Origin of the sequence: Macromonas nakdongensis (assembly GCF_002837145.1) — a bacterium.
Taxonomy (GTDB): Bacteria; Pseudomonadota; Gammaproteobacteria; order Burkholderiales; family Burkholderiaceae_C; genus Macromonas_B; species Macromonas_B nakdongensis.
On record NZ_NWMV01000101.1, the window covers coordinates 1 to 25,484 of the forward strand.

Sequence of the window (25,484 nt, forward strand, 5' to 3'; positions counted from 1 at the left end):
GCACCAGCCGCGGCCCGATGTGCCGCTGGCCGCGCTGGAAGACCGCAGCCACCCGGCCTGGCAGCGCCTGAAGGCCGAGGAACTGCTGGCACAGCAACTGTCCCAGCACCGCGCCAAACAGGAGCGGGCCGGGCTGCGCGCGCCCGTCTTGCCCACGCGGCCGGGCGGCTTGCACGAACAGTTGCTGGCGGTGCTGCCCTTCCAGCTCACCGCCGCGCAGCGCCGCGTGGGCGACGACATCGCGCAGGACTTGGCGCGCCCCGTGCCCATGCACCGCCTGCTGCAAGGCGATGTGGGCAGTGGCAAAACCGTCGTCGCGGCCTTGGCCGCCACGGTGGCCATTGACGCCGGCTGGCAGTGCGCCCTGATGGCCCCGACCGAAATCCTGGCCGAGCAGCACTTCGGCAAGCTGGTGGGCTGGCTCACCCCCCTGCTCGCGCCGCTGGGCAAGACCGTGGCCTGGCTCACCGGCAGCCAGAAAAAGAAAGAGCGCACCGCCATGCTGGAGCAAATCGCCAGCGGCGAAGCGGCGCTGGTGGTGGGCACCCACGCCGTCATCCAGGAACAGGTGCGTTTCCAACGGCTGGCGCTGGCGCTGATTGACGAGCAGCACCGCTTCGGCGTGGCCCAGCGCCTGGCCCTGCGCGAAAAAATGCAGGACGCCGGCCTGGAGCCGCACCTGCTGATGATGAGCGCCACGCCCATCCCGCGCACCCTGGCCATGAGCTACTACGCCGACCTGGACGTCTCCACCATCGACGAACTGCCGCCCGGCCGCACCCCCATCGTCACCAAGGTGCTGGCCGACAGCCGGCGCGACGAGCTCATCGCCCGCGTGCGCGCCGCCGTGGCGCAGGGCCGGCAGGTGTATTGGGTCTGCCCGCTGATCGAGGAAAGCGAGGTGCTGGACCTGAACAACGCCACCGCCACCCACGCCGAGCTGTCGGCCGCGATGGCCGGCCTCACCGGGGCCGATGGCTCGCCCATCCTGGTGGGCCTGTTGCATTCGCGCATGCCATCGGCCGAGAAAAAGGCGGTGATGGCCCTGTTCAGCGCCGGGGTCATGGGCGTGCTGGTCAGTACCACCGTCATCGAAGTGGGGGTGGATGTGCCCAACGCCTCACTCATGGTCATCGAGCACGCCGAGCGCTTTGGCCTGAGCCAGTTGCACCAGTTGCGTGGCCGGGTGGGGCGGGGCACCGCGGCCTCGGTCTGCATGCTGCTGTACTCGCCCAACGAAAATGGCCGCGTCAGCGAAACCGCGCGCGAGCGCCTGCGGGCCATGGCCGAGACCAACGACGGCTTCGAAATCGCCCGGCGCGACCTGGAGATCCGTGGACCCGGCGAGTTTTTGGGCGCACGCCAGTCCGGCGCGCCGCTGCTGCGTTTCGCCGATCTGGCCACCGACACCCACCTGCTGGACTGGGCCCGCGCCTGGGCGCCGCGGCTCTGGGCCGAGCAGCCGCACCTCGCCGAACGCCACGTGGAGCGTTGGATGGGTGCAAAATCCGACTATCTGAAAGCCTGAGCCGATAGCTGCATGACCCTGACCGAACTCAAATACATCGTCGCCGTGGCGCGCGAAAAGCACTTCGGCAAGGCGGCCGAGGCCTGTTTCGTCTCCCAGCCCACCCTGAGCGTGGCCATCAAGAAGCTGGAAGAGGAGCTCGAACTCAAGCTGTTCGAGCGCAACGCCACCGAAGTCGCCGTCACCCCGCTGGGCGAGGACATCGTGCGCCAGGCGCAGACCGTGCTGGAGCAGGCCGCGGCCATCAAGGAAATCGCCAAGCGCGGCAAAGACCCGCTGGCCGGTCCGCTGCGGCTGGGTGTCATTTACACCATCGGCCCCTACCTGCTGCCCGATCTGGTCAAGCAGGTGATCGAGCACACGCCGCAGATGCCGCTGATGCTGCAGGAGAACCTGACCGCCAAGCTGCTGGAGCAACTGCGCCTGGGCGAGATCGACGCCGCCATCCTGGCCGAGCCCTTCCCCGACACCAACCTGGCCATCGCGCCGCTGTACGACGAGCCGTTCGTGGCCGCCGTGCCCGCCGCCCACCCGCTGGCCCAGCGCGAACAGGTGACGGCCGAGGAGCTGAAGCAGGAAACCATGCTGCTGCTGGGCAACGGCCATTGCTTCCGCGACCACGTGCTGGAGGTCTGCCCCGAGTTCGCGCGCTTCTCCAACGACGCCGAGGGCATCCGCAAGAGCTTCGAGGGATCCAGCCTGGAAACCATCAAGCACATGGTGGCCGCGGGCATGGGCATCACCCTGGTGCCGCGCCTGAGCGTGCCCGCAGCCGGGCTCGAGCCCGCCGCCCGCCACGTCACGCCCGGGGCCGGGCCGGGCGACGCGTCCTACGTGCGCTACCTGCCGTTTGCCGGTGACCCGCCCATGCGTCGGGTGGTGCTGGCCTGGCGCCGCAGCTTCACCCGCTACGAAGCGATCGCCGCCTTGCGCAACGCCATCTACGGCTGCGAACTGCCCGGCGTCCAGCGCCTGTTTGCCTGAACCGGGTGGTGGCTCCGTGCGCGACAAACTGGCTCTCTACCTCGACCTGATCCGCTGGAACCGGCCCGCCGGCTGGTTGCTGCTGCTGTGGCCCAGTTTGTCGGCCCTGTGGCTGGCGGCCGACGGCTGGCCCGGTTGGCACCTGCTGGCCGTGTTCGTGCTTGGCACCATCCTGATGCGCAGCGCCGGCTGCTGCATCAACGACGTGGCCGACCGCGACTTCGACCGCCACGTCAAGCGCACCGCGCAGCGCCCGGTCACCAGCGGTCGCATCGGCGTGCGCGAGGCGTTGGCCGTGGGCGCGGTGCTGGCCTTCGTGGCCTTCCTGCTGGTGCTGACCACCACGCCGACCGCGGTGGCCTGGTCGGTGCCGGCGCTGGCCGTGGCCCTGGCTTATCCCTTCGCCAAGCGCCACGTGTCCATGCCGCAGGCGGTGCTGGGGGTGGCCTTCAGTTTCGGCATCCCCATGGCCTACGCCGCCACCCAGAACCAGGTGCCGTGGCCGGCCTGGGCGCTGCTGCTGTCCAACCTGTTCTGGGTGCTGGCCTACGACACCGAATACGCCATGGTCGACCGCGACGACGACCTGCGCATCGGCATGAAAACCTCGGCCATCACCCTGGGCCGCTGGGACGTCCTGGGCGTGACGGCCTTTTACCTGGTGCACCTGGCTTCGTGGGGGGCGCTGTTGTGGCCGCAGGCCGGAGGGCCTTATTTGGGTCTGGCCCTGGTGCTGGTCCTGGCGCAGGTGCTGTGGCACTTCGGCATGATCCGCCACCGCACCCGCGAGGGCTGTTTCCGGGCTTTTCGCCTCAACCACTGGCTGGGCTTCACCCTGTTTGCCGGCCTGCTGCTGGAGATGACCCTGGCCTGAGCGGGGCGGCCCGCGCCAGGCCTGGCTCAGCCGCCGAACTCGTCGCCCAGTTCCCGGGCCCGGCCTCGGGCCGCGTGCATGGCCGCGACAAAGGCGTCGGCCACGCCGCGTTCGGCCAGGGCCGTCAGCGCGGCGTAGGTGGTGCCGCCCTTGGACGTGACGCGTTCGCGCAGCACCTCGGGCGGCTCGCTCGCCTGTTGCGCCAGGTGCGCGGCCCCGGCAAAGGTGCCGATCGCCAGCTGCGTCGCCGTGTCCGCCGACAGGCCCATCTCGGTGCCGGCGCGGCGCATGGCTTCCAGAAAATAGAACACATAGGCCGGACCCGAGCCGGACAGGGCGGTCACCGCGTCCAGGTCCACTTCCTGCGGCAGCCACAGAAAGCGGCCGGTGGTGCCCACCACCGCTTCCACCAGCGCCCGGTCCTCGGCCGAGGCCGCCGGGCGGGCGTACAGACCGGTCATGCCCTGGCCGACCAGGGCCGGGGTGTTGGGCATGGCGCGCACGATGCGTTCCGTGCCCAGCCAGGTGGCCATGCTGTCGCTGCGGATGCCGGCGGCCACGCTCAGGTGCAGCGCCGCCCGGGTGTGCGCCGCGCAATCCCGTGCCGCGTCCTGGAAGGTCTGCGGTTTCACCGCCCACACCACCACCTGCGCCTGGGCCAGGGCAGGCGACGGCGCGGCGTGCACCTGCACGCCGAAATCGGCGGCCAATTTGGCGCGCTGGGCCTCGAACGGTTCGACCACGTCGATCTGGGTCGGCGCCAGGCCCTGGCGCAGCAGTCCGCCGATGATGGCGCTGGCCATGTTGCCGCCGCCGATGAAAGCCAAGCGGGTGGTGGGAGGGAGGGAGGGGGTGGAATTCATGGGCGTCATTGTCGCGCGGAACGCCGCGCGCCTGCCCGTGCCCGGGTGCACAGGCGGTGTCGCCCGGGCACCACATGTCCCGGCGGGATAAACGCTTGACTTTCCGGATTGAGTCTGTCAAAATAACCAGCTTCGCCCGAAATGGGTGAAGTTTTCTGCCCACCGAAGTCGGCGGGTTTGCGGTTTGCGCAAACTTTCTGGCAACGACGGGCCCAAGACTGATCGCTTGCCGCCGTGGTGGTGGCAGGGATTCAAGTTGGGACTTAAATCAAATGATCCAAACGCAATCTCGACTCGATGTTGCTGACAACACGGGCGCCAAGTCCGTGATGTGCATCAAAGTGCTGGGCGGCTCCAAGCGCCGCTACGCCAGCGTGGGCGACATCATCAAAGTGAGCATCAAAGAAGCCGCTCCGCGTGGCCGCGTCAAAAAAGGCGAGGTCTACAACGCAGTGGTGGTGCGCACCGCCAAAGGCATTCGCCGCGGCGATGGTGCTCTCATCAAGTTCGATGGCAACGCCGCCGTGTTGCTGAACGCCAAGCTGGAGCCGATCGGCACCCGCATCTTCGGCCCCGTGACGCGTGAACTGCGTACCGAGAAGTTCATGAAGATCGTGTCCCTGGCCCCTGAGGTCCTGTAAGGAATCGACATGAACAAGATCCGTAAAGGCGACGAAGTCATCGTCATCGCTGGTCGCGACAAGGGCAAGCGTGGCACCGTGGTGCAGCGCGCCGACGAAGAGCGCGTGGTGGTCGAGGGCGTGAACCTGGTCAAGAAGCACGCCAAGCCGAACCCGATGAAGGGCGTGACCGGTGGCATCGTGGAGAAATCCATGTCCATCCACCAGTCCAACGTGGCCATCTTCAACGCGGCCACCGGCAAAGCCGATCGCGTGGGTGTGAAAGTGCTGGCAGACGGTAGCAAAGTGCGCGTCTACAAGTCCAGCGGCGAAGAAATCAAGGTGGCATGACCATGGCACGCTTTCAAGAAATCTACCGCGACAAGGTCGCGCCGGCTCTGAAAGAGCAGTTCGGCTACTCCTCCGTGATGGAAGTGCCGCGCATCACCAAGATCACCCTGAACATGGGTGTCGGTGAAGCCGTGGCCGACAAGAAGGTGCTGGAAAATGCCGTGGGCGATCTGACCAAGATCGCCGGCCAGAAACCCGTGACCACCAAGGCCCGCAAGGCCATCGCCGGTTTCAAGATCCGCGAACTCCAGCCCATCGGCTGCATGGTGACCCTGCGTGGCGCCCAGATGTACGAATTCCTGGACCGTTTCGTCACCGTGGCCCTGCCCCGCGTGCGTGACTTCCGTGGTATTTCCGGCAAGTCTTTCGACGGCCGCGGCAACTACAACATCGGCGTCAAAGAACAGATCATCTTCCCCGAGATCGAGTACGACAAGGTGGACGCTCTGCGTGGTCTGAACATCAGCATCACGACGACCGCCAAGACCGATGCCGAGTGCAAGGCACTGTTGGCTGGTTTCCGTTTCCCGTTCAAGAACTGAGGTGGTGTGTGGCTAAACAAGCTTTGCTCCAGCGTGAACTGAAGCGCGAAAAACTCGCCGCCAAGTTTGCCAACAAATACAACGAGTTGAAGGCCATCGCCAAGGATGCCCAGCGTTCCGACGAAGAGCGCGACGCCGCCCGCCTGGCCCTGCAGAAGTTGCCCCGCAACGCCAACCCGACCCGCCAGCGCAACCGTTGCGAAATCACCGGTCGCCCCCGTGGCACGTTCAACCAGTTCGGTCTGGGCCGCATGAAGGTCCGTGAACTGGCGTTCGCCGGTGAAATCCCCGGTGTCACCAAGGCCAGCTGGTAATCAGGCGCAAGGAGTTACGAAATGAGCATGAGTGATCCTATCGCCGATATGTTGACCCGCATTCGCAATGCGCAGATGGTGAGCAAGGCCGTTGTGGCCATGCCGGCTTCCAAAGTGAAGTCCGCCATCGCACAGGTGCTGAAGGACGAGGGCTACATCGACGGCTTCCAAATCAAGACCGAAGACGGCAAGAGCCAACTCGAAATCACCCTCAAGTACTACGCTGGCCGTCCGGTCATCGAGCGCATCGAGCGTGTGAGCCGTCCTGGCCTGCGCGTCTACAAAGGCTCGAAGGCCATCCCCCAGGTGCAAAACGGCCTGGGCGTTGCCATCGTCACCACTCCGCAAGGCGTGATGACCGATCGCAAAGCGCGTGCTGCCGGTGTCGGCGGTGAAGTTCTGTGTTACGTCGCCTAACGCGCGCATTGAGGAGTATCTGAAATGTCTCGTGTAGGTAAAGCGCCCATCGCCATCCCCCAGGGTGTCGAAGTGGCCATCAAGCAGGACGTGATCAGCGTCAAGGGCACCCTGGGTGCCCTGAGCCTGAACGTGAACCCCCTGGTGCAGGTGAGCAACGTCGACGGCAAGCTGTCGTTCGTCGCTGCCAATGGCACCACCGAAGCCGATGCCCTGTGCGGCACCATGCGCCAGCTGGTGAACAACATGGTCAACGGCGTGAGCAAGGGCTTCGAGAAGAAGCTGAACCTGATCGGCGTGGGCTACAAGGCCGCCGCCTCCGGTAACAAGCTGAACCTGGCCGTGGGCTTCTCCCACCCCGTGGACTTTGTGATGCCCGAAGGCATCACCGTCGCCACCCCGACCCCGACCGAAATCGTGGTGAAGGGCGCCGACCGTCAGCGCGTGGGCCAGATCGCTTCCGAAATCCGCGCCGTGCGTCCTCCCGAGCCTTACAAGGGCAAGGGCATCCGTTACTCGGATGAGAAGGTCGTCATCAAAGAGACCAAGAAGAAATAAGGACTGCGAACATGTTGACGAAAAAAGAACAGCGTTTGCGCCGTGCCCGTCAGACCCGCATCCGCATTGCCCAGCAAGGCGCCGTGCGTCTGAGCGTGAACCGCACCAACCTGCACATCTACGCCACCGTCATTTCCGACGACGGCGCCAAGGTGCTGGCCTCTGCGTCCACCGCCGAAGCCGAAGTGCGTGCCCAGCTGGGCGCCGCGGGCAAGGGTGGCAACAAGGCCGCCGCCGAGCTGATCGGCAAGCGCATCGCTGAAAAAGCGAAAGCCGCTGGCATCGAGAAAGTGGCCTTCGACCGTTCCGGTTTTGCTTACCACGGCCGTGTCAAAGCCCTCGCAGACGCCGCGCGTGCCGCCGGCCTGCAATTCTGATTGGGGATACGCAAATGGCAAAAATGCAAGCAAACATGAAGAGCGAGGCCAACGACGACGGCTTGCGCGAAAAGATGATTGCGGTCAACCGCGTGACCAAAGTGGTCAAGGGCGGCCGCATCATGGGTTTCGCTGCGCTGACCGTGGTCGGTGATGGCGATGGCCGCGTCGGTATGGGCAAGGGCAAAGCCCGCGAAGTGCCCGTGTCCGTGCAGAAGGCCATGGACGAGGCCCGCCGCAACATGTTCAAGGTGTCGCTGAAGAACGGTTCCCTGCACCACGCGGTGCGCGGTCACCACGGCGCCGCCAACGTGATGATGCTGCCGGCCGCCAAGGGTACCGGCATCATCGCCGGCGGCCCGATGCGTGCCGTGTTCGAGGTGCTGGGCATCACCGACGTCGTGGCCAAGAGCCACGGCTCGAGCAACCCCTACAACCTGGTGCGCGCCACCCTGGACGCCCTGAAGAACTCCACGACGCCGGCCGAAGTCGCTGCCAAGCGCGGCAAGTCGGTCGAAGACATTCTGGGTTGATTGGAACGATCATGACGACCACCAACACCATCAAAGTGCAACTCGTGCGCAGCCCCATCGGTTGCAAAGAAGACCACCGCGCCACCGTGCGGGGTCTGGGCTTGCGCAAACTCAACAGCGTCAGCGAACTGCAGGACACCCCTGCCGTGCGCGGCATGATCAACAAGATCAGTTACCTGGTCAAAGTGATCTGATCGGAGTCTCAACATGGAACTCAACACTCTCAAGCCCGCTGAAGGCGCCAAGCACGCCAAGCGTCGCGTGGGCCGTGGCATCGGCTCCGGCCTGGGCAAGACCGCTGGTCGCGGTCACAAGGGCCAGAAGTCCCGCTCGGGTGGCTACCACAAGGTCGGCTTCGAAGGCGGTCAAATGCCGCTGCAGCGCCGTCTGCCCAAGCGCGGTTTCAAGTCGGCGAACCTGAAGTTCAACGACGAAGTGACCCTGGGCGACCTGGAAGTCCTGGGTGCCGCTGAAGTGGACCTGCTGACCCTCAAGCAAGCCGGTCTGATCAGCGCCATCGCCAAGAACGTCAAGGTCGTCAAGACCGGCGCGCTGACCAAGGCGGTCAAGCTCAACGGCATCGGTGCCACCGCTGCTGCCAAGGCTGTCATCGAAGCCGCTGGCGGTTCGCTGGCCTGATTCGGCACACCCGGAAACGCTCGTGGCCACAAACGCAGCAACCCTGGCCAAGACAGGCAAGTTCGGCGACCTCCGTCGCCGGCTGGTGTTCCTGTTGTTGGCTCTGGTGGTCTACCGCATCGGTGCACACATCCCCGTGCCCGGCATCGACCCGGAGCAACTTGAACAACTGTTCAAGGGGCAGCAGGGCGGCATCCTGAACCTGTTCAACATGTTCTCGGGTGGTGCCCTGTCGCGGTTCACGGTGTTTGCGCTGGGGATCATGCCCTACATCTCGGCCTCCATCATCATGCAGCTGATGACCTACGTGGTCCCCACGTTCGTCCAGTTGAAGAAGGATGGCGAAGCCGGGCGGCGCAAGATCACCCAGTACACCCGCTTCGGGACGCTGGCGCTGGCGATCTTCCAGGCCCTGGGCATTGCCCTGGCCCTGGAGGGGTCGGCCGGTCTGGTGATCGACCCCGGCTTTGCCTTCCGCTTCACCGCGGTGGTCAGCCTGGTGGCCGGTACCATGTTCCTGATGTGGCTGGGTGAGCAGATCACCGAACGCGGCCTCGGCAACGGGATCTCGATCCTGATTTTCGCCGGTATCGCCTCGGGCCTGCCCAATGCGATCGGCGGCTTGCTGGAGTTGGTGCGCACGGGTGCCATGAACATCCTGGTCTCGATCTTCATCGCGGCCCTGGTGGTACTGGTCACCTACCTGGTGGTTTTCGTGGAGCGCGGTCAGCGCAAGATCCTGGTGAATTACGCACGCCGTCAGGTGGGCAACAAGGTGTACGGCGGTCAGTCGTCGCACCTGCCGCTCAAGCTGAACATGGCCGGTGTGATTCCCCCGATTTTCGCGTCGTCCATCATCCTGCTGCCCACCACCCTGGTCAGTTGGATCAGCACCGGGGATTCGACCCGCTGGTTGCGTGACATCGCTTCGGCGCTGTCGCCCGGACAGCCGATCTATGTGGCGTTCTACGCCGCAGCCATCGTCTTCTTCTGCTTCTTCTACACCGCATTGGTGTTCAACAGTCGCGAAACGGCCGAGAACCTGAAGAAGAGCGGCGCCTTCATTCCGGGCATCCGCCCGGGGGACCAGACCGCCCGCCACATCGACAAGATTCTGCTTCGGCTGACCCTGGCCGGTGCGATCTACATCACGCTGGTGTGTCTGTTGCCCGAGTTCCTGATCCTGAAGTACAACGTGCCCTTCTATTTCGGTGGCACCTCGTTGCTGATCATTGTGGTCGTGACGATGGACTTCATGGCCCAGGTGCAGAACTACATGATGTCGCAGCAATACGAGTCGTTGCTCAAGAAGGCGAACTTCAAGGCGACACCCGGTGTGTAAGTCATGTCGAAGGACGACGTCATTGAGATGCAAGGCGAGGTTCTTGAAAACCTCCCCAATGCGACGTTCCGCGTGAAGTTGGAAAACGGGCACGTGGTGCTGGGTCACATATCGGGCAAGATGCGCATGCACTACATCCGCATCCTGCCCGGTGACAAGGTCAAAGTGGAGCTCACGCCCTATGACCTGACCCGTGCCAGGATCGTTTTCCGCAGCAAGTGAAGAGTTTTGAGATTTATCTAGGAGAGAAACATGCGAGTTTCGGCTTCGGTCAAGAAAATGTGCCGCAACTGTAAGATCATCCGTCGCCATGGCGTCGTGCGAGTCATCTGCACCGACCCGCGACACAAGCAGCGTCAAGGCTGACACGTTTAGAGGACCACCATGGCACGTATTGCAGGTATCAACATTCCGCCGCACAAGCACGCCGAAATCGGCTTGACGGCCATCTTCGGCATCGGTCGCACCCGCGCCCGTCAGATTTGCGAAGCCTGTGGCATCGCCTTCGACAAGAAGATCAAGGATCTGAGCGACGCCGAACTCGAAAAGGTGCGTGACCAGGTCAACACCTTCACCATCGAAGGCGATCTGCGTCGCGAAACCACGATGAACATCAAGCGTTTGATGGATATCGGTTGCTACCGCGGTTTCCGCCACCGTCGCGGCCTGCCCGTGCGTGGTCAGCGCACCAAGACCAATGCCCGCACCCGCAAAGGTCCGCGCAAGGCAGCCCAGTCGCTGAAGAAGTAATCGGTTAAAGGACAGTTATGGCTAAGCAACCTTCCAGCAACGCGGCCGCCCGCGTGCGCAAGAAAGTCCGCAAGAACATTGCCGACGGCATTGCCCACGTGCACGCTTCGTTCAACAACACCATCATCACCATCACCGATCGCCAGGGCAACGCCCTGTCGTGGGCGTCTTCCGGTGGTCAGGGTTTCAAGGGCTCCCGCAAGTCCACCCCCTTCGCAGCCCAGGTGGCTTCCGAAGTGGCCGGCCGCGCCGCCATGGAACAGGGCATCAAGAACCTGGACGTCGAAATCAAAGGCCCCGGCCCCGGCCGCGAGTCTTCGGTGCGCGCCCTGGGCGCCCTGGGCATCCGCATCACGTCCATCGCCGACGTGACCCCGGTGCCGCACAACGGCTGCCGTCCTCAGAAGCGTCGCCGCATCTGAGTGGTGCTTGGCGCCGTGTGGCGCCAAGTGCTACAATCTTTGGCTTTTGCCAACGCCACTGCGGTTTGCCGCGGTGGCATTGTTGTTAAGACCACCGCCGTGTCCCAGGATGGGCGCGGCTCCCGCAGCGCATGGCTGCGGCAGTTTGATCAAAGGAATTCCACGTGGCACGTTACCTCGGCCCCAAGGCCAAACTTTCCCGCCGTGAAGGCACCGACCTGCTGCTCAAGAGCGCCCGCCGCTCGATCAGCGACAAGGCCAAATTCGACTCCAAGCCGGGTCAACATGGCCGCACCTCCGGTCAGCGCACCTCCGACTTCGGCCTGCAACTGCGCGAAAAGCAGAAGGTCAAGCGCATTTACGGCGTGCTGGAGCGCCAGTTCCGCCGCTACTTCGCCGAAGCCGACCGCCGCCGTGGCAACACCGGTGCCAACCTGCTGAGCCTGCTCGAGTCCCGCCTGGACAACGTCGTCTTCCGCATGGGTTTCGCCTCCACCCGCGCCGAAGCACGTCAGCTGGTGTCGCACAAGGGCATCATCGTGAACGGCCAGAGCGTGAACATCCCGTCCTTCCTGGTGAAGGCCGGTGACGTGGTCGCCGTGCGCGAAAAGTCGCGCGGTCAAGCCCGCGTGAAAGAGGCGCTGGAACTCGCCAAGCAGATCGGCTTCCCCGCCTGGGTGGAAGTGGCCGCCGACAAAGTCGAAGGCACTTTCAAGAAGGCCCCGGACCGTGACGAATTCGGTTCCGACATCAACGAATCGCTGATCGTCGAACTGTACTCGCGTTGATCGCGGGTCATCCCCTTAGAGCCCAGACGCTGCCGTTGGCGGTGTCTGGGATTTTGTGCTCCATCGGCCTTATCGGTGTAACGAGCCGAGGGTATTGAAGGAAGTCCGAATGCTGAACAACCTGCTCAAACCGAAGAACATCAACGTCGAGCAAATCTCGGCGAACCGCGCCGAAGTGACCCTCGAGCCTTTCGAGCGCGGTTACGGCCACACCCTGGGCAACGCGCTGCGCCGCGTGCTGCTGTCCTCGATGGTGGGCCACGCCCCGACCGAAGTCACCATCGCTGGCGTGGTGCACGAGTACTCGTCCATCGACGGCATCCAGGAAGATGTGGTGCACATCCTCCTGAACCTCAAGGGCGTGGTTTTCAAGCTGCACAACCGCGACGAAGTGACGCTGAGCCTGCGCAAGGACGGCGAAGGCGTGGTGACCGCGGCCGACATCCAGACCCCGCACGACGTGGAGATCCTGAATCCGGAGCACCACATCGCTACCCTGGCCCCCGGTGCCAAGCTGGACATGCAGATCAAGGTGGAAAAGGGCCGCGGCTACGTGCCGGGTAACCTGCGCCGCGGTGACGACGCGACCCGCTCCATCGGTCGCATCGTGCTGGACGCTTCGTTCTCCCCGATCAAGCGCGTGAGCTACGCCGTGGAAAACGCCCGCGTGGAGCAGCGCACCGACCTGGACAAACTGGTCATGGACATCGAGACCAACGGTGCCGTGGGTCCGGAAGAGGCGGTGCGTGCCGCTGCCAAGATCCTGGTGGAGCAGCTGGCCGTGTTCGCGCAACTGGATGGCGGCGACATCTTCACGACGGACGGTGCCGCCAGCCGCGTGGCCCAGCAGTTCGACCCGATCCTGCTGCGTCCGGTGGACGAGCTGGAGCTGACCGTGCGCTCGGCCAACTGCCTGAAGGCCGAGAACATCTACTACATCGGTGACCTGATCCAGCGCACCGAGAACGAGCTGCTCAAGACCCCGAACCTGGGTCGCAAGTCGCTCAACGAAATCAAAGAAGTGCTGGCTTCGCGCGGCTTGACGCTGGGCATGAAGCTGGAAAACTGGCCGCCCGCCGGCCTGGAAAAGCACTGATCGTTTTTTGCCCCTGACCCCCTGCGGTACCTGATCCGGCCGCAGGCGATTATTTGAAAGGAAATTACCATGCGTCACGGAAACGGACTTCGCAAACTCAACCGCACCAGCGCCCACCGCCAGGCCATGCTGCGCAACATGATGAACTCGTTGCTGACGCACGAAGTCATCAAGACCACCGTGCCCAAGGCCAAGGAACTGCGCCGCGTGGTCGAGCGCATGATCACCCTGTCCAAAGTGGACACGGTGGCGAACCGCCGCCTGGCCTTCGACCGCCTGCGCGACCGCGACGTCGTCACCAAGCTGTTCAACGACCTGGGCAAGCGTTCGGCCAACCGTCCCGGTGGCTACACCCGCATCCTGAAGATGGGCTTCCGCGTGGGCGACAACGCCCCGATGGCCTTGGTCGAGCTGGTGGACCGCGCTGAAGCCACCGTCGGCGAAGAAGTTGCCGCAGCCGAATAATTCGTGCTACAATAACTGACTTGACGCGGAGTGGAGCAGCCTGGTAGCTCGTTGGGCTCATAACCCAAAGGTCGCAAGTTCAAATCTTGCCTCCGCAACCAACAAATCAAGCGTCTGGCTTGTCATCAAGGCCCTCGGAAACGAGGGCCTTTTTGTTTGTGTGTTCTCGCTCCTCTGGGGTTTTCAGGGGCCAAGGCGCCCGGATCGCCATTGCTCCAGCTGCCTGCGGTCGTGCGCGCTGGCCGCCTCCACCGAGGCTTCTGGTAGCTGCTTCTGGCATTCTTCCTGCGTGGCTGTGTCCACCTTCTCGGCGGAGGGCTGGACCGCCGCCCCCTGGGGGGCTTTGCCATCCCAGGCGTAGGGGTTGTGGAAGGCGGGCCGATCGGGCAGGCAGTCGTCTTGGTAGGTGGGGGTGTCGTCCACGGCGAACGGCTGGAAGGCAATGGTCTTTTCAAAGACCAGGGGCCGGCCCGTCGGCGTCGGGGGCAGGGCCGGCATGTTTTCAATGGCCTTGCGCGCCAACTGTTCGGCTGCGGGTGACGTGCTCTACAGGGTTTCCAACCGTGTCAGGCGGCCATCGGGTGCAATTTCCACCCGGAAACGCACCACGCCCTGGTCGGGCCCTTCGAATGCCCTGTCCAACATGCTGCGGATCTGTTGTCCCCAGGTGTGCCGGTAGCGTTTGCTGTTTTTCAATTTGTAGGTGGATGCCCGTGCCCATTCTTCTGCGCTGGGGGCCGGCGGTGCCTCCATCTGTGCGCGCGGCTGGTCTTGTGCGGCAGGCGCGGGTGTGGCGTCTGTCGGAACGCCGATGGCCGGTGAGGGCGCGGGCCGCGCGGGGGCTGCTGCGGGGAGCGGCCGAGTGGGTGCTGGCGCTGGGTCGGCAGGTGGTTCTGGCGGCGCGGCCGCCAGCATTTCCAGGAAGACGACTTTCTCCTCGGGCGTGGGCGTCTCGGGCTGGGAGGGCTTGAACGCGTACAGGCCCGCCGCCGCCAACACCAGGGCGTGCAGCGTCACCGACAGCGACACGGCGAACAGGTATTCGGCTTTGGCTTGGTGCATGGGCCCACACGGGTCTGCTGAGATTTGGATTTATTAAATCAGAATATACTGATATTTAGAATGCGGGAAAGCTCGTTGTCTGTCGGCTCGCAGGCCAAGACATGGCAGACCGCTGGTCTGAACGGTCCAGGGACACCGCCATCGTGGCCTGTTGCAGGCGCCCGTTCTGCCCGTTTGCTGAATTCACAACGAAGGAGACAGTGATGAACACCAAATTTTCTGCTGTGTGGGGCAGCGCTGTGTTGGGTGTGGCCGCCGCACTGAGCTGGGCGCCCGCTGCCTGGGCCGACAACAAGGCCGCGGCCATCGAGGAGATGGAGGGCTATCTGGAGTTCGTGGATTACGGCGGGGGCCTCATCTTCCCCGAGCAGATTCCCAAGGACGAGTGGCCCAGGATGCTGGTGATCGACGCCCGGGATGCGGGCCAGTTTGCCAAAGGGCACATCCCAGGTGCCGTCCACATGGATTGGCGGCAGGTGCTGGCCCGGCGCAGCTCCATTCCGAAGGACAAACCGGTGCTGATCTACTGCAACACCGGATCGCTGTCGGCGCAGGCGGGTTTTGCGCTGCGGGTGGCGGGTTGGGACAATGTGCGCATTCTGCAAGGCGGCCTGGAGGAGTGGAAGGCCAAGGGCGGCTTGGATGCCGCCACCCGGGCCACCGCACCCGCTAAGCACTGAGCGGACGTCGAAGCTGCGGGCCCAGAAGGGACCTCAGCCGTCCACCGGATGCCGCGGCGTGTCCAGCAGCAGCTGGTACAAGGCCAGGTCAAGCCAGCGGCCAAACTTGAAGCCCACCTGAGGCAGCGTGCCCACGTGTTGGAACCCCAGGCGCCGGTGCAGCGCAATACTGCCGCCGTTGCTGGCGTCGATGGCGCCCACCATGGCGTGCATCTCGCGCTGCCGTGCGGCGTCGATCAGGGCTTCCATCACCTGCAGCCCCAGGCCTTGGCCGCGGTGGTCTTTGTGCACGTAGACCGAGTGTTCCACCGTGTACTTGTAGGCCGGCCACGCCCGGAACGTGCCGTAGCTGCCGAAGGCGAGCAGTTGTCCGTTCGCGTCTTCCAGCCCGATGACCGGGAAGTGGCCTTGGTCCTTCGCGGCAAACCAGGGCGCCATGCTCGCCAGGGTGCGCGGCTGGTAGTCGTACAAGGCGGTGGACGTGGCGATGGCGTCGTTGAAAATGTCCAGAATGGCCGACGCGTGCCGGGAGTGAGTGCAGGCGATGGGTTGGAGTGGGTTCATGGGTCAGGGCTCCGTCGCTTCGTCGTCGTCGGGGATCACGGCATCTGCCACCGCCCCCACGGCCTTGGCGGTGACCTTGACGCCGGTGGCCACCACGGTGATCGCGGCGTCGGTGACGGCCACCACCGCGCAGCCTGAAAGGCCGGAGCAGAGCAATACCAGCAGGATCCAGCGCCTTGCGTGTCTGATGTGGGCGGGCATGGCGTGTCTCATTCCACCGTCACCGATTTGGCCAGGTTGCGCGGCTTGTCCACGTCCGTGCCCTTGGCCAGCGCCGTGTGGTAGGCCAGCAGCTGCAGCGGCACCACGTGCAGGATGGGGCTGAGCACGCCGTAGTGCTCGGGCATGCGCACCACGTTCAGGCCTTCGCCGCTGGCGATGTGGGTGTCGGCGTCGGCCAGCACGTAGAGCACGCCGCCGCGCGCGCGCACCTCCTGCATGTTGCTTTTCAGCTTCTCCAGCAGGGCGTCGTTGGGCGCCACCGTCACCACCGGCATGGCGCTGGTCACCAGGGCCAGCGGGCCGTGCTTCAGCTCGCCGGCCGGGTAGGCCTCGGCGTGGATGTAGCTGATTTCCTTGAGCTTCAGCGCGCCTTCCAGCGCGATCGGGTAGTGCAGGCCGCGGCCCAGGAACAGCGCGTTGTCCTTTTGCGCAAAGGCTTCGGCCCACTGGATGAGCTGGGGCTCCAGCGCCAGCACGGCTTGCAGCGCCACGGGCAGGTGGCGCATGGCCTTCAAGTGTTGTGCTTCGTCCTCGGCGCTTAGGCGGCCTTTGGCCTGGGCCAGCGCCAGCGTCAGCAGGAACAGCCCTGCCAACTGGGTGGTGAAGGCCTTGGTGCTGGCCACGCCAATTTCCACCCCGGCGCGGGTGATGTAGGCCAGCTCGCACTCGCGCACCATGGCGCTGGTGGCCACGTTGCAGATGGTCAGCGTGTGGGTCATGCCCAAACTCTGCGCGTGGCGCAGCGCGGCCAGGGTGTCGGCGGTTTCGCCGCTCTGGCTGATGGTGACGACCAGCGTCTTCGGGTTGGGCACGCTGCTGCGGTAGCGGTATTCGCTGGCCACTTCCACCTGGGTCGGCATGCCGGCGATGCCTTCCAGCCAGTATTTGGCGGTGCAGCCGCTGTAGTAGCTGGTGCCGCAGGCCAGGATCAGCACCTGGTCGATGTCTTTGAACACGCGCCAGGCGGCGGTGGCGTGCTCGCCCTGGCCGTCGAACAGCTCAGGCGCGATGCCCTCGATGCCTTCCAGCGTGTCGGCGATGGCGCGCGGCTGCTCGAAGATTTCTTTCTGCATGTAGTGGCGGTACGGGCCCAGCTCCACCGCGCCGCTGTGGGCGTGCACGGTTTTCACCGGACGTTGCCCGGCCGTCAGGGCCGCGCCATCCTGCCCGACCACCCAGTAGCGACCCAGTTGCAGGTCCACCACGTCGCCTTCGGCCAGGTAGACGATCTGGTCGGTCACACCGGCCAGGGCCATGGCGTCGCTGGCCAGGTAGTGCGGCGCAGGCTCCCCGCCCTCTGCACGGCCCACGCCCAGCACCAGCGGCGAACCGGCGCGAGCGCCCACCACGCGCTGCGGTTCGTCCTTGTGGAACACCGCCACCGCGTAGGCCCCGTGCAGGCGTGCCACGGCCGCGCGCACGGCCTGGAACAGGTCGCCGTCGTACAGCGCGTCCACCAGGTGGGCGATCACCTCGGTGTCGGTCTGGCTCTCGAACACATAGCCCTTGGCCTGCAGTTCGGCGCGCAGTTCCTCGTGGTTTTCGATGATGCCGTTGTGCACCAGCGCCACGCGCGCCGGGCGTTGGCCGGCCTGGGCGCCGGGGCCGTGGCTGAAGTGCGGGTGGGCGTTGTGCACCGCCGGCGCACCGTGGGTGGCCCAGCGGGTGTGGGCGATGCCGGTGCCGGCGCTCAGGCCGTCGCGCTCCACCTGGGCCTGCAACTCGGCCACGCGGGCGGTGCTGCGGGCGCGCTGCAGGCCAGCGCCCGGGGCCGATGCGTCGCCCCCCGCGGCCCCCAGGTGCACCGCCACGCCGCAGGAGTCGTACCCCCGGTATTCCAGCCGCTGCAGGCCCTGAACCAGCACCGGCACCACATTGCGCGCCGCCACCGCCGCCACGATTCCACACATACGCACGCCCCTTGTTTGAACAATGGGGGTCATGCTAGGCCGGCTCAAGAAAAATTTGCCAGCGTTTTTGCGATGAATTTGAAATAATTCGTCAGATCATGGCGTATGAGAAATATTTAGTCTGATAAAATGCAAAAATGAATGAAAATTTCTTGGATGAGCTGGACTTGCGCCTGCTGGATGCCCTCCAACACGACGCCAGCCAAGCCAACCACCGGCTGGCCGAGCGCTGCGGCGTGTCGCCCGCCACCGCCTTGCGGCGTGTGCGGCGCCTGCAGTCCCTGGGCATCGTCGAGCGCCAGGTGGCCTTGTTGCAGCCCGACAAGCTGGCTCTGGCCCTGGGTCACGGACTGACGGCGCTGGTGGAAATCAGCCTGGACCAGCAGGGCGACGAGCACCTGGCGGCCTTTGAGCGCCTGGCGGTGGCCGAGGCCGTGGTGCAGCAGTGCTACCGGGTCAGCCCTGGCCCCGACTTTGTGCTGGTGCTGGCCGTGACCGACATGCCCGCCTACCTCGCCCTGGCCCAGCGCCTGTTCACACAGCACGCCAACGTGCGCAACGTGCGGGCGTTTTTCAGTGTGAAACGCGCCAAGTTTTTGCCGGCCCAGCCCTTGCCGCGCCCCTGGGCCGAGCGAGATGCGTGAACGGCCGCACAAAAGCGCATAATTTTGTCCATGCTGCCAGCACGGGGCAGACGCTTCACCCGAGCTGCCCCACAGACGGGCACACACCAGGAGGACACCGCATGCGCACGATGGCCCACGCCCGCACCCTGATCACCGCTGCCGCCTTGGGGCTGGCGGCCCTGGCCCCGTCGTGGGCGCAGGAACTGGTCAGCGTGCGCAACCCCAGCGTGAACCTGCGCGCCGGCCCCGGCACCGACACCGAGGTGCTCTGGAAGCTGACCCAGGGCTACCCCCTGCAGGTGCTGGAAAAGCGCGGTGACTGGTTGCGGGTGCAGGACTTCGAGGGCGACGGCGGCTGGATCGCCCGCAGCGTCACCAGCGACGCGCGCCACCACGTGGTCAAGGCCACCCGGCTGAACCTGCGCGCCGGCCCCGGCACCGAGCACCCGGTGGTGGGCCAGGCCGTGTACGGCGACGTGCTGCGCACCGCCGTGCGCCAGGGCGATTGGGTGCAGTTGCAGGCGCCGCAGGGCGGCGGCACGGTGTGGGCCGCCAGCGATCTGTTGTGGGGCTGGTGAGGCCCAGTTCCCTCATTTCTGGGATTTGGGCGGCCGTTTCCAGTTGGGGATGCTGACCTGCTTGCCCCGCGCCACGCTCAAGGCGCCGGGCGGGGTGTCCTTGGTGATGGTGGAGCCGCCGGCCACCGTGCCGCCGGCGCCCAGCGTCACCGGGGCCACCAACACGCAGTTGCTGCCCACGTGCACGTCGGCCTCGATCACGGTGCGGTGTTTGTTGGCGCCGTCGTAGTTGGCGGTGATGCTGCCGGCGCCGTAGTTGACGCGCTCGCCCACGGTGGCGTCGCCCAGGTAGGCCAGGTGGTTGGCCTTGGCGCCGGCGGCCAGGGTGGAGTTTTTCACTTCGACGAAGTTGCCGATGTGCACCTCGGGCCCCAGTTGCGCGCCGGGGCGCAGGCGGGCGAAGGGGCCCACCCAGGCACGCTCGCCCACTTGGACGCCGGCTTTTTCACCGTCGATGTGGGTGAAGGGGTGGACCACCGCGCCGGCTTCGATGCGGGCGTTGGCGATCACGCAGTTCGCGCCAATGCGCACGCCGTCGCCCAGCGTCACCGTGCCCTCGAACACGCAGTTGACGTCGATGTCCACGTCCTGCCCGCAGGTGAGCGTGCCGCGCACGTCCAGCCGGGCCGGGTCGGCCAGGCGCACGCCGGCTTCCATCAAGTCGGCGGCCAGGCGGCGTTGGTGGGCACGCTCCAGCTCGGCCAGTTGCGCCGGGCTGTTGACGCCGGCCACCTGCACCGCGTCGTCGATGCGGTGCGCCAGCACCCGGGCGCCGTCGGCCACGGCGAACTGGACCACGTCGGTCAGGTAGTACTCCTGCTGGGCGTTGCGGTTGTCCAGTCGCGCCAGCCAGGCGCGCAGTTGGCGCGTGGGCACGGCCATGATGCCGCTGTAGATCTCGGTGATGGCGCGCTGCGCCTCGGTCGCGTCCTTGTGCTCGACGATGGCTTGCACGCCGTCAGTGGCGTCGCGCACGATGCGGCCGTAGCCGGTGGGGTCGGGCAGGTCCAGCGTGAGCAGGGCCAGGTGTTCGCCCGCGCACAGCGCCAGCAGGGCCTGCAGGGTGTCGGGCCGGGTCAGCGGCACGTCGCCGGACAACACCAGCGTCACGCCGTCGTCGGCCAGCACCGGCACCGCCTGCTGCACCGCGTGGCCGGTGCCCAGCTGGGGTTCCTGGCGCACAAAGTCCAGCGCCAGCGCCGGGGTGGCCAGGGGCGCCAGCGCGGCTTCCACCTGTTCGGCGCCGTGTCCGGTGATGACCACCGCCCGCCGTGCCCCCAGTTGGGCGGCGCAGCCGATCACATGCGCCGCCAGGGCCTTGCCGCCCAGGCGGTGCAACACCTTGGGCGTGCGGCTCTTCATGCGCGTGCCCTTGCCGGCGGCCATCACCACCACATCCACTGTCAATGCCATGCGTCCTCCGTGCCGCGTTGTGCGGCTGTCAGCCGGCGGATTATCCCGCGCCGGCGGTGGTACGCTGCGGCTTTTCCCCACTCCAGCTTTCTGCCATGCAATTCGCCATCATGGGCGCCGGCGCCGTGGGCTGCTACTACGGTGGCATGCTGGCGCGCGCGGGCCACGCCGTCACCCTGGTTGCCCGCCCGGCACACGTGGACGCCATTCGCGCCCACGGCCTGCGCTTGCAGACCACCGCCTTCGACGAACAGGTGCCGTTGCGCGCCACCGCCACGCCCGACGGCGTGGCCGGCGCCGACGTGGTGCTGTTCTGCGTCAAGTCCACCGACACCGAAAGCGCCGGCGCCGCCATGCGCCCGCACCTGGCCCCGCACGCCGCGGTGCTGAGCCTGCAGAACGGGGTGGACAACGCGCCCCGCCTGGCCGATGTGCTGGGCCGCCCGGTGGTGCCGGCCGTGGTCTACGTGGCCGCCGGCATGGCCGGGCCGGGGCACGTGCAGCACCACGGGCGCGGCGAACTGGTCGTCAGCCCCCACCCGGGGGCCGAGGCGCTGGTGGCCGCCGCCGCGCAGGCGCAGGTGCCCATCCAGCTGTCGGACGGGGTGCTGGGCGAACTCTGGGCCAAGCTGTTGCTCAACTGCGCCTACAACCCGCTGTCGGCCATCACCCGGCTGCCGTACGCGGCGCTGGTGGCCTGCCCCGGCGTGTGGGACGTGCTGCGCGACGTGGAGCGCGAATGCCGCGCCGTGGCCGCCGCCGACGGGGTGCAGATCCCCGGCGACACCTGGGCCGCGCTGGAGGGCATTGCGCGGACCATGCCGACGCAGCTGTCGTCCACCGCACGCGACCTGATGCGCGGCAAGCCGAGCGAGATCGACCACCTCAACGGCTACGTGCTGCGCCGCGCCGCCGCCCACGGCCTGGCGGTACCGGCCAACCGGCTGCTGCACACGCTGGTGCGAGCGCTGGAGTCCGGCGCCGCCGCCGCGCCGGCCTGCGACAATGCAGCCCCATGAATTCCACCTACGTTTTGACCCTGTCCTGCCAGGACAAGCCCGGCATCGTGCACGCGGTGTCGGGGTTTCTGCTGGAGCACGGCGGCAACATCGAGGAAGCCGCCCAGTACAACGACCACGACACCGGCCTGTTCTTCATGCGGGTGCAGTTCGTCTGCGCCGGCCTGGACGCCGCCGAGCTGCGGGCCCGCGTGGCCGCCTTCGCCCAGGCCCACGCCATGCAATGGGGCCTGCACGCGCTGAACCAGCCCATGCGCACCGTGCTGCTGGTCAGCCAGCAGGGCCACTGCCTGAACGACCTGCTGTTCCGCTGGAAAAGCGGCCTGCTGCGGCTGGACATCCGCGCCATCGTCAGCAACCACCGCGACTTCTACCAGTTGGCGGCCAGCTACAACATCCCCTTCCACCACCTGCCGGTCACGGCCGACACCAAGGCCCAGGTGGAGGCCAAGCAGCTGGAGATCATCCGCCAGGAACAGGCCGAACTGGTGGTGCTGGCGCGCTACATGCAGATTTTGTCCAACGACCTGTGCACCCAGTTGGCCGGCAAGGCGATCAACATCCACCACAGCTTCCTGCCCAGTTTCAAGGGCGCCAAGCCCTACTACCAGGCGCACGACCGCGGCGTGAAGCTGATCGGTGCCACCGCCCACTACGTGACCGCCGACCTGGACGAGGGCCCGATCATCGAGCAGGACGTGGCCCGGGTGGACCACAGCATGGCCGTGGACGACCTGACCGCCCTGGGCCGCGACACCGAGAGCCAGGTGCTGGCCCGTGCCGTGAAGTGGCACAGCGAGCACCGCGTGCTGCTCAACGGCCACAAGACCGTGGTCTTCAAGTGACCTCCTGAGCACACGCCATGGCCGTCCGCATCCCCCCGATCCAGTGCCTGCTGACCTTCGAGGCGCTGGCGCGCCTGCGCAGCGTGACCCAGGCCGCCGAAGAGCTGTGTGTGACCCCGAGCGCGGTGAGCCACCGCGTCAAACAGCTGGAGCAGGTGCTGGGGGTGAAGCTGTTCGGCCGCGCCGACTTTTCGCTGACCACCGAAGGCAGCGAGTACCTGGCTCACGTGCGCGAGGGCCTGGCCACGCTGCAGCGTTTCCCCAGCCGCCAGGCCAACCCGGGGCGGCGCAAGTTGCGGCTGGCGGTCACGCCCACCTTCGCGCGCTCCATCGTCATGCCGCGGCTCAAGCAGTTCGCCGAGGCCTACCCCGAGATCGACATCACCATGCAGGTCAGCATCCCGCTGCTGGATGTGGTGGCCGAAGACGCCGACCTGACCGTGCGCTTTGGCACCGGTCGCTACGCCGACGTGGAGCACGTCTGCCTGACCAAGGACGTGGTGGTGCCACTGGCCGCGCCCGGCTTCGTGCGCGAGCACGGCCCCTTCGTGACCGCCAGCGACCTCGAAGGCGTGCCGCTGCTGCGCAGCCCGCTGGAGCCCTGGCGCACCTGGTTCGCCGCCAACCACCTGGACTGGCCGGAGCCGACCGACGGCTCCCAGTTCAACGACATCGGCCTGATGTGCGACGGGGCCGCCGCCGGCATGGGGGTGGCGCTGGTCCGCCCCAAGCTGGGCGCCCCCTGGATCGAGCACGGTGCGCTGGTGCGGCTGGGCGAATCCGAGGTGTTCAACCGCGAGGTGCCCAGCCCTCACGCCCACTACCTGTGCTGGCGCGCCGGCACGATGGAACGGTGGGAGTGCGCCGCCTTCGCCGAGTGGCTCAAGCAGGCCACGCGCTGAAGGCGGGGTGGCTCATTCCACCGCCAGGCGCTGGCTGCCGCCGCTGAGCTTTTTCGGCAGCGTCAGCACCAGCACGCCGTTGTCGTAACGGGCCTTGGCCGCGGCGTTGTCGATGTCCACCGGCAACTGGAAGCTGCGCGCCACCGAACCGAAATAGCGCTCACTGCGCAGCAGTTTCTCGTCGGCATTCTGGCTGTCGAGCTGCTTGACCTCGGCGCGCAGCGTGACCACGTTGCCGTCCACCGTGACGTGGATGTCCTCCTTGGCCACGCCGGGCAGTTCGGCGTGCACCGTGTAGGCCTGTGGGGTTTCCTTCACGTCCACCTTGATGGACTGGGGCAGCGGATCGCCGTGCAGCGGGCGCACAAAAAAGCCGGGCGCCATGTCCTTGAAGAAGTCGTCGAGCAAACCGCTGCGGGTGACCAAACCGTTCATACCGATCTCCTTGCGAAACGTGGGATGAAATCCGCCACCGGCCAGTGGCAGGCACTGACCCAAGGCGACGGGACAATCGGAAAATAGCGCCGCCCGGCGTCCTTTTCAAGGGCCTGTGGGCGGGCCAGCCGGCGCCCGTGCACGGGGTTTGACGCACATCAAACCGCGCCCGTGCCGCACGGGATTCACAAGCGCTTGCAGCTTTTTTCAACCGCCGCCGCGGGGCTTGGCCTACACTGGCCCACCATGAACGCCCCCGCCGATTCCCGCCTGACCCAGGCCCTGCAACGCGCCCAGGACCGCGGCGCGCGCCAGGCCGAAGTGGTGCACGCCCTGCAGGCGGTGCTGCCCGCGCACGCCTTGTTGTACACGCTGGAAGACACCGTGCCCTACGAGTGCGACGGCCTGACCGCCTACCGCGAGCGCCCCTTGTGCGTGGCCCTGCCCGAAACCGAAGACCAGGTGCAAGGCGTGCTGCGTGCTTGCCACCTGCTGGACGTGCCGGTGGTGGCGCGCGGGGCCGGCACCGGCCTGTCGGGCGGCGCCATGCCGCACGCCCTGGGCGTGACGCTGAGCCTGGCCAAGTTCAACCGCATCCTGTCCATCGACCCGCTGGCCCAGACCGCCGTGGTGCAGGCCGGTGTGCGCAACTTGGCCATTTCGGAGGCGGCGGCGCCGCACGGCCTGTACTACGCCCCCGACCCGAGCAGCCAGATCGCCTGCACCATCGGCGGCAACGTGGCCGAAAACTCCGGCGGCGTGCACTGCCTGAAGTACGGCCTGACGGTGCACAACATCCTGCAGGTGCGGGGCTACACCATCGAGGGGGAGCCCGTCACCTTCGGCGGCACCGCGCTGGACGCGCCGGGGCTGGACCTGCTGGCGGTGCTCATCGGCAGCGAGGGCATGCTGGCGGTGACCACCGAGGTCACCGTCAAGCTGGTGCCCAAGCCGCAACTGGCGCGCTGCATCATGGCCAGCTTCGACGACGTGCGCAAGGCCGGCGAAGCGGTGGCCGCGGTGATCGCGGCCGGCATCATCCCGGCGGGCCTGGAGATGATGGACGGCCCCATGACCGTGGCGGTGGAGGACTTTGTCCACGCCGGTTACGACCTGAACGCCGCGGCCATTTTGCTGTGCGAGAGCGATGGCACGCCCGAGGAGGTGGAGGAAGAGATCGGCCGCATGAGCGAGGTGCTGCGGGCGGCGGGCGCCACCGCCATCGCGGTCAGCCGCGACGAGGCCCAGCGCCTGCGGTTCTGGAGCGGCCGCAAGAACGCCTTCCCGGCCAGTGGGCGCATCAGCCCCGATTACATGTGCATGGACAGCACCATCCCGCGCAAGCGCTTGGCCGACATCCTGGAAGCGATTGCGGGCATGGAGCGCAAATATGGGCTCAAGTGCCTCAACGTGTTCCACGCCGGCGACGGCAACCTGCACCCGCTGATCCTGTTCGATGCGAACGACCCCGACCAGTTGCACCGCTGCGAGCTGTTCGGCGCCGACATCCTGGAAACCAGCGTGGCCATGGGCGGCACCGTGACCGGCGAGCACGGCGTGGGTGTGGAAAAGCTCAACAGCATGTGCGTGCAGTTTTCCCCGGAAGAAAACGAGCAGATGTTCGGCCTCAAGCGCGCCTTCGATACCAAGGGCCTGCTCAACCCGGGCAAGGTCATTCCCACGCTGCACCGTTGTGCCGAGTACGGCAAGATGCTGGTGCGCGCCGGGCAGATCAAGCACCCGGATTTGCCGCGCTTCTGAGACC

36 protein-coding genes and 1 tRNA gene are annotated in these 25,484 nt (G+C 66.2%); 29 read left to right on the forward strand and 8 right to left on the reverse strand.

What is annotated here, in order from left to right; genetic code table 11:
- The 3 genes from recG to ubiA all read left to right on the forward strand — a co-directional run.
- On the forward strand, positions 1–1,528 hold a 1,528-nt coding region (recG, locus tag CON77_RS12475; RefSeq protein ID WP_101049614.1), incomplete at its 5' end, for an ATP-dependent DNA helicase RecG.
- Between the two features lie 12 nt (positions 1,529–1,540).
- Positions 1,541–2,512: a hydrogen peroxide-inducible genes activator gene (locus CON77_RS12480; protein ID WP_101049616.1), complete on the forward strand. Its 972-nt coding sequence runs from the start codon at positions 1,541–1,543 to the stop codon at positions 2,510–2,512.
- A gap of 16 nt (positions 2,513–2,528) precedes the next feature.
- Positions 2,529–3,386, forward strand: a complete 858-nt coding sequence (ubiA, locus tag CON77_RS12485) for a 4-hydroxybenzoate octaprenyltransferase (RefSeq protein ID WP_101049618.1) — start codon at positions 2,529–2,531, stop codon at positions 3,384–3,386.
- 26 nt (positions 3,387–3,412) lie between these two features.
- Here the strand turns inward: ubiA and proC are convergent, their stop codons facing one another.
- Positions 3,413–4,249 (reverse strand): pyrroline-5-carboxylate reductase, encoded by an 837-nt coding sequence (proC, locus tag CON77_RS12490; protein ID WP_439650574.1) that lies wholly within the window; start codon positions 4,247–4,249, stop codon positions 3,413–3,415.
- 272 nt (positions 4,250–4,521) lie between these two features.
- On the opposite strand from proC, the gene rplN reads away from it, so the two are divergent.
- The 19 genes from rplN to CON77_RS12585 all read left to right on the forward strand — a co-directional run bounded on the left by rplN (position 4,522) and on the right by CON77_RS12585 (position 13,564).
- Entirely contained in the window at positions 4,522–4,890 is a 369-nt protein-coding gene (rplN, locus tag CON77_RS12495) for a 50S ribosomal protein L14 (RefSeq protein WP_101049622.1), read from the forward strand.
- Between the two features lie 9 nt (positions 4,891–4,899).
- Entirely contained in the window at positions 4,900–5,220 is a 321-nt protein-coding gene (gene rplX / locus CON77_RS12500) for a 50S ribosomal protein L24 (protein WP_101049624.1), read from the forward strand.
- 2 nt (positions 5,221–5,222) lie between these two features.
- On the forward strand, positions 5,223–5,762 hold the full coding sequence (rplE, locus tag CON77_RS12505; RefSeq protein WP_101049692.1) for a 50S ribosomal protein L5: 540 nt from the start codon (positions 5,223–5,225) through the stop codon (positions 5,760–5,762).
- Positions 5,763–5,770: 8 nt separating this feature from the next.
- A complete protein-coding gene (rpsN, locus tag CON77_RS12510; protein WP_101049626.1) occupies positions 5,771–6,076 on the forward strand; it encodes a 30S ribosomal protein S14 in 306 nt (101 codons plus the stop codon).
- 21 nt (positions 6,077–6,097) lie between these two features.
- Positions 6,098–6,493, forward strand: coding sequence for a 30S ribosomal protein S8 (gene rpsH / locus CON77_RS12515; protein ID WP_101049628.1), 396 nt, complete (start codon positions 6,098–6,100; stop codon positions 6,491–6,493).
- Positions 6,494–6,517: 24 nt separating this feature from the next.
- The gene (gene rplF / locus CON77_RS12520; RefSeq protein ID WP_101049630.1) at positions 6,518–7,051 is read left to right on the forward strand and encodes a 50S ribosomal protein L6; all 534 of its coding nucleotides are present in this window, start codon (positions 6,518–6,520) and stop codon (positions 7,049–7,051) included.
- Positions 7,052–7,062: 11 nt separating this feature from the next.
- Positions 7,063–7,428 carry a 50S ribosomal protein L18 gene (gene rplR, locus CON77_RS12525; protein ID WP_101049631.1) on the forward strand — a complete coding sequence of 122 codons (366 nt, stop codon included), beginning with the start codon at positions 7,063–7,065 and terminating at the stop codon, positions 7,426–7,428.
- Positions 7,429–7,442: 14 nt separating this feature from the next.
- The gene (gene rpsE / locus CON77_RS12530; protein WP_101049633.1) at positions 7,443–7,961 is read left to right on the forward strand and encodes a 30S ribosomal protein S5; all 519 of its coding nucleotides are present in this window, start codon (positions 7,443–7,445) and stop codon (positions 7,959–7,961) included.
- Between the two features lie 11 nt (positions 7,962–7,972).
- A complete protein-coding gene (rpmD, locus tag CON77_RS12535; protein ID WP_101049635.1) occupies positions 7,973–8,155 on the forward strand; it encodes a 50S ribosomal protein L30 in 183 nt (60 codons plus the stop codon).
- Positions 8,156–8,168: 13 nt separating this feature from the next.
- The gene (gene rplO / locus CON77_RS12540) at positions 8,169–8,600 is read left to right on the forward strand and encodes a 50S ribosomal protein L15 (RefSeq protein ID WP_101049637.1); all 432 of its coding nucleotides are present in this window, start codon (positions 8,169–8,171) and stop codon (positions 8,598–8,600) included.
- Between the two features lie 22 nt (positions 8,601–8,622).
- On the forward strand, positions 8,623–9,942 hold the full coding sequence (secY, locus tag CON77_RS12545; RefSeq protein WP_101049639.1) for a preprotein translocase subunit SecY: 1,320 nt from the start codon (positions 8,623–8,625) through the stop codon (positions 9,940–9,942).
- 3 nt (positions 9,943–9,945) lie between these two features.
- The gene (gene infA / locus CON77_RS12550; protein WP_101049641.1) at positions 9,946–10,164 is read left to right on the forward strand and encodes a translation initiation factor IF-1; all 219 of its coding nucleotides are present in this window, start codon (positions 9,946–9,948) and stop codon (positions 10,162–10,164) included.
- A gap of 30 nt (positions 10,165–10,194) precedes the next feature.
- Positions 10,195–10,308: a 50S ribosomal protein L36 gene (gene rpmJ / locus CON77_RS12555; protein ID WP_072242940.1), complete on the forward strand. Its 114-nt coding sequence runs from the start codon at positions 10,195–10,197 to the stop codon at positions 10,306–10,308.
- An 18-nt stretch (positions 10,309–10,326) separates the two neighbouring features.
- A complete protein-coding gene (gene rpsM / locus CON77_RS12560; RefSeq protein WP_101049642.1) occupies positions 10,327–10,692 on the forward strand; it encodes a 30S ribosomal protein S13 in 366 nt (121 codons plus the stop codon).
- A 17-nt stretch (positions 10,693–10,709) separates the two neighbouring features.
- Positions 10,710–11,114: a 30S ribosomal protein S11 gene (gene rpsK, locus CON77_RS12565; RefSeq protein WP_101049644.1), complete on the forward strand. Its 405-nt coding sequence runs from the start codon at positions 10,710–10,712 to the stop codon at positions 11,112–11,114.
- A 164-nt stretch (positions 11,115–11,278) separates the two neighbouring features.
- A complete protein-coding gene (rpsD, locus tag CON77_RS12570; RefSeq protein WP_101049646.1) occupies positions 11,279–11,902 on the forward strand; it encodes a 30S ribosomal protein S4 in 624 nt (207 codons plus the stop codon).
- A 109-nt stretch (positions 11,903–12,011) separates the two neighbouring features.
- Positions 12,012–12,998, forward strand: coding sequence for a DNA-directed RNA polymerase subunit alpha (locus CON77_RS12575; RefSeq protein WP_101049648.1), 987 nt, complete (start codon positions 12,012–12,014; stop codon positions 12,996–12,998).
- Positions 12,999–13,067: 69 nt separating this feature from the next.
- Positions 13,068–13,463, forward strand: coding sequence for a 50S ribosomal protein L17 (gene rplQ / locus CON77_RS12580; protein ID WP_101049650.1), 396 nt, complete (start codon positions 13,068–13,070; stop codon positions 13,461–13,463).
- 24 nt (positions 13,464–13,487) lie between these two features.
- Positions 13,488–13,564: transfer RNA gene (locus tag CON77_RS12585), tRNA-Met, on the forward strand.
- Positions 13,565–13,646: 82 nt separating this feature from the next.
- On the opposite strand, the gene CON77_RS15615 is transcribed toward CON77_RS12585, so the two are convergent.
- Complete coding sequence (locus CON77_RS15615) at positions 13,647–13,985, reverse strand: hypothetical protein (protein WP_232788529.1); 339 nt, start codon at positions 13,983–13,985, stop codon at positions 13,647–13,649.
- Between the two features lie 24 nt (positions 13,986–14,009).
- Entirely contained in the window at positions 14,010–14,525 is a 516-nt protein-coding gene (locus tag CON77_RS15620) for a hypothetical protein (RefSeq protein ID WP_232788530.1), read from the reverse strand.
- Positions 14,526–14,728: 203 nt separating this feature from the next.
- Here CON77_RS15620 and CON77_RS12595 point away from each other — a divergent pair, with 203 nt between their 5' ends.
- Positions 14,729–15,205: a rhodanese-like domain-containing protein gene (locus tag CON77_RS12595; protein WP_101049652.1), complete on the forward strand. Its 477-nt coding sequence runs from the start codon at positions 14,729–14,731 to the stop codon at positions 15,203–15,205.
- 33 nt (positions 15,206–15,238) lie between these two features.
- Here CON77_RS12595 and CON77_RS12600 read toward each other — a convergent pair whose 3' ends face one another.
- From CON77_RS12600 to glmS, 3 genes are read right to left on the reverse strand one after another with little or no spacing between them, the layout of a single operon-like run.
- Positions 15,239–15,769, reverse strand: coding sequence for a GNAT family N-acetyltransferase (locus CON77_RS12600; protein WP_101049654.1), 531 nt, complete (start codon positions 15,767–15,769; stop codon positions 15,239–15,241).
- A 3-nt stretch (positions 15,770–15,772) separates the two neighbouring features.
- Positions 15,773–15,970: an NF038104 family lipoprotein gene (locus CON77_RS12605; protein WP_101049694.1), complete on the reverse strand. Its 198-nt coding sequence runs from the start codon at positions 15,968–15,970 to the stop codon at positions 15,773–15,775.
- 8 nt (positions 15,971–15,978) lie between these two features.
- Positions 15,979–17,901 carry a glutamine--fructose-6-phosphate transaminase (isomerizing) gene (gene glmS / locus CON77_RS12610; protein WP_101049656.1) on the reverse strand — a complete coding sequence of 641 codons (1,923 nt, stop codon included), beginning with the start codon at positions 17,899–17,901 and terminating at the stop codon, positions 15,979–15,981.
- Positions 17,902–18,038: 137 nt separating this feature from the next.
- On the opposite strand from glmS, the gene CON77_RS12615 reads away from it, so the two are divergent.
- A complete protein-coding gene (locus CON77_RS12615; RefSeq protein ID WP_101049658.1) occupies positions 18,039–18,545 on the forward strand; it encodes an Lrp/AsnC family transcriptional regulator in 507 nt (168 codons plus the stop codon).
- Positions 18,546–18,646: 101 nt separating this feature from the next.
- Positions 18,647–19,105, forward strand: coding sequence for an SH3 domain-containing protein (locus tag CON77_RS12620; RefSeq protein ID WP_101049660.1), 459 nt, complete (start codon positions 18,647–18,649; stop codon positions 19,103–19,105).
- A 12-nt stretch (positions 19,106–19,117) separates the two neighbouring features.
- Here CON77_RS12620 and glmU read toward each other — a convergent pair whose 3' ends face one another.
- Positions 19,118–20,518: a bifunctional UDP-N-acetylglucosamine diphosphorylase/glucosamine-1-phosphate N-acetyltransferase GlmU gene (gene glmU, locus CON77_RS12625; RefSeq protein ID WP_101049662.1), complete on the reverse strand. Its 1,401-nt coding sequence runs from the start codon at positions 20,516–20,518 to the stop codon at positions 19,118–19,120.
- 95 nt (positions 20,519–20,613) lie between these two features.
- Here glmU and CON77_RS12630 point away from each other — a divergent pair, with 95 nt between their 5' ends.
- The 3 genes from CON77_RS12630 to CON77_RS12640 are packed head-to-tail and all read left to right on the forward strand — an operon-like array spanning position 20,614 to position 23,284.
- Positions 20,614–21,537, forward strand: a complete 924-nt coding sequence (locus CON77_RS12630) for a ketopantoate reductase family protein (protein WP_101049664.1) — start codon at positions 20,614–20,616, stop codon at positions 21,535–21,537.
- Positions 21,534–22,382, forward strand: coding sequence for a formyltetrahydrofolate deformylase (gene purU, locus CON77_RS12635; protein WP_101049666.1), 849 nt, complete (start codon positions 21,534–21,536; stop codon positions 22,380–22,382). The genes CON77_RS12630 and purU overlap by 4 nt, the downstream gene beginning before the upstream one ends.
- A gap of 17 nt (positions 22,383–22,399) precedes the next feature.
- Complete coding sequence (locus CON77_RS12640) at positions 22,400–23,284, forward strand: LysR substrate-binding domain-containing protein (RefSeq protein ID WP_101049668.1); 885 nt, start codon at positions 22,400–22,402, stop codon at positions 23,282–23,284.
- Positions 23,285–23,296: 12 nt separating this feature from the next.
- Here the strand turns inward: CON77_RS12640 and CON77_RS12645 are convergent, their stop codons facing one another.
- Positions 23,297–23,719: an Hsp20/alpha crystallin family protein gene (locus tag CON77_RS12645; RefSeq protein WP_101049670.1), complete on the reverse strand. Its 423-nt coding sequence runs from the start codon at positions 23,717–23,719 to the stop codon at positions 23,297–23,299.
- A gap of 246 nt (positions 23,720–23,965) precedes the next feature.
- Between CON77_RS12645 and CON77_RS12650 the strand changes: the two genes are divergently transcribed.
- Positions 23,966–25,480, forward strand: a complete 1,515-nt coding sequence (locus CON77_RS12650) for an FAD-linked oxidase C-terminal domain-containing protein (RefSeq protein WP_101049672.1) — start codon at positions 23,966–23,968, stop codon at positions 25,478–25,480.
- Positions 25,481–25,484: the final 4 nt, after the last annotated feature.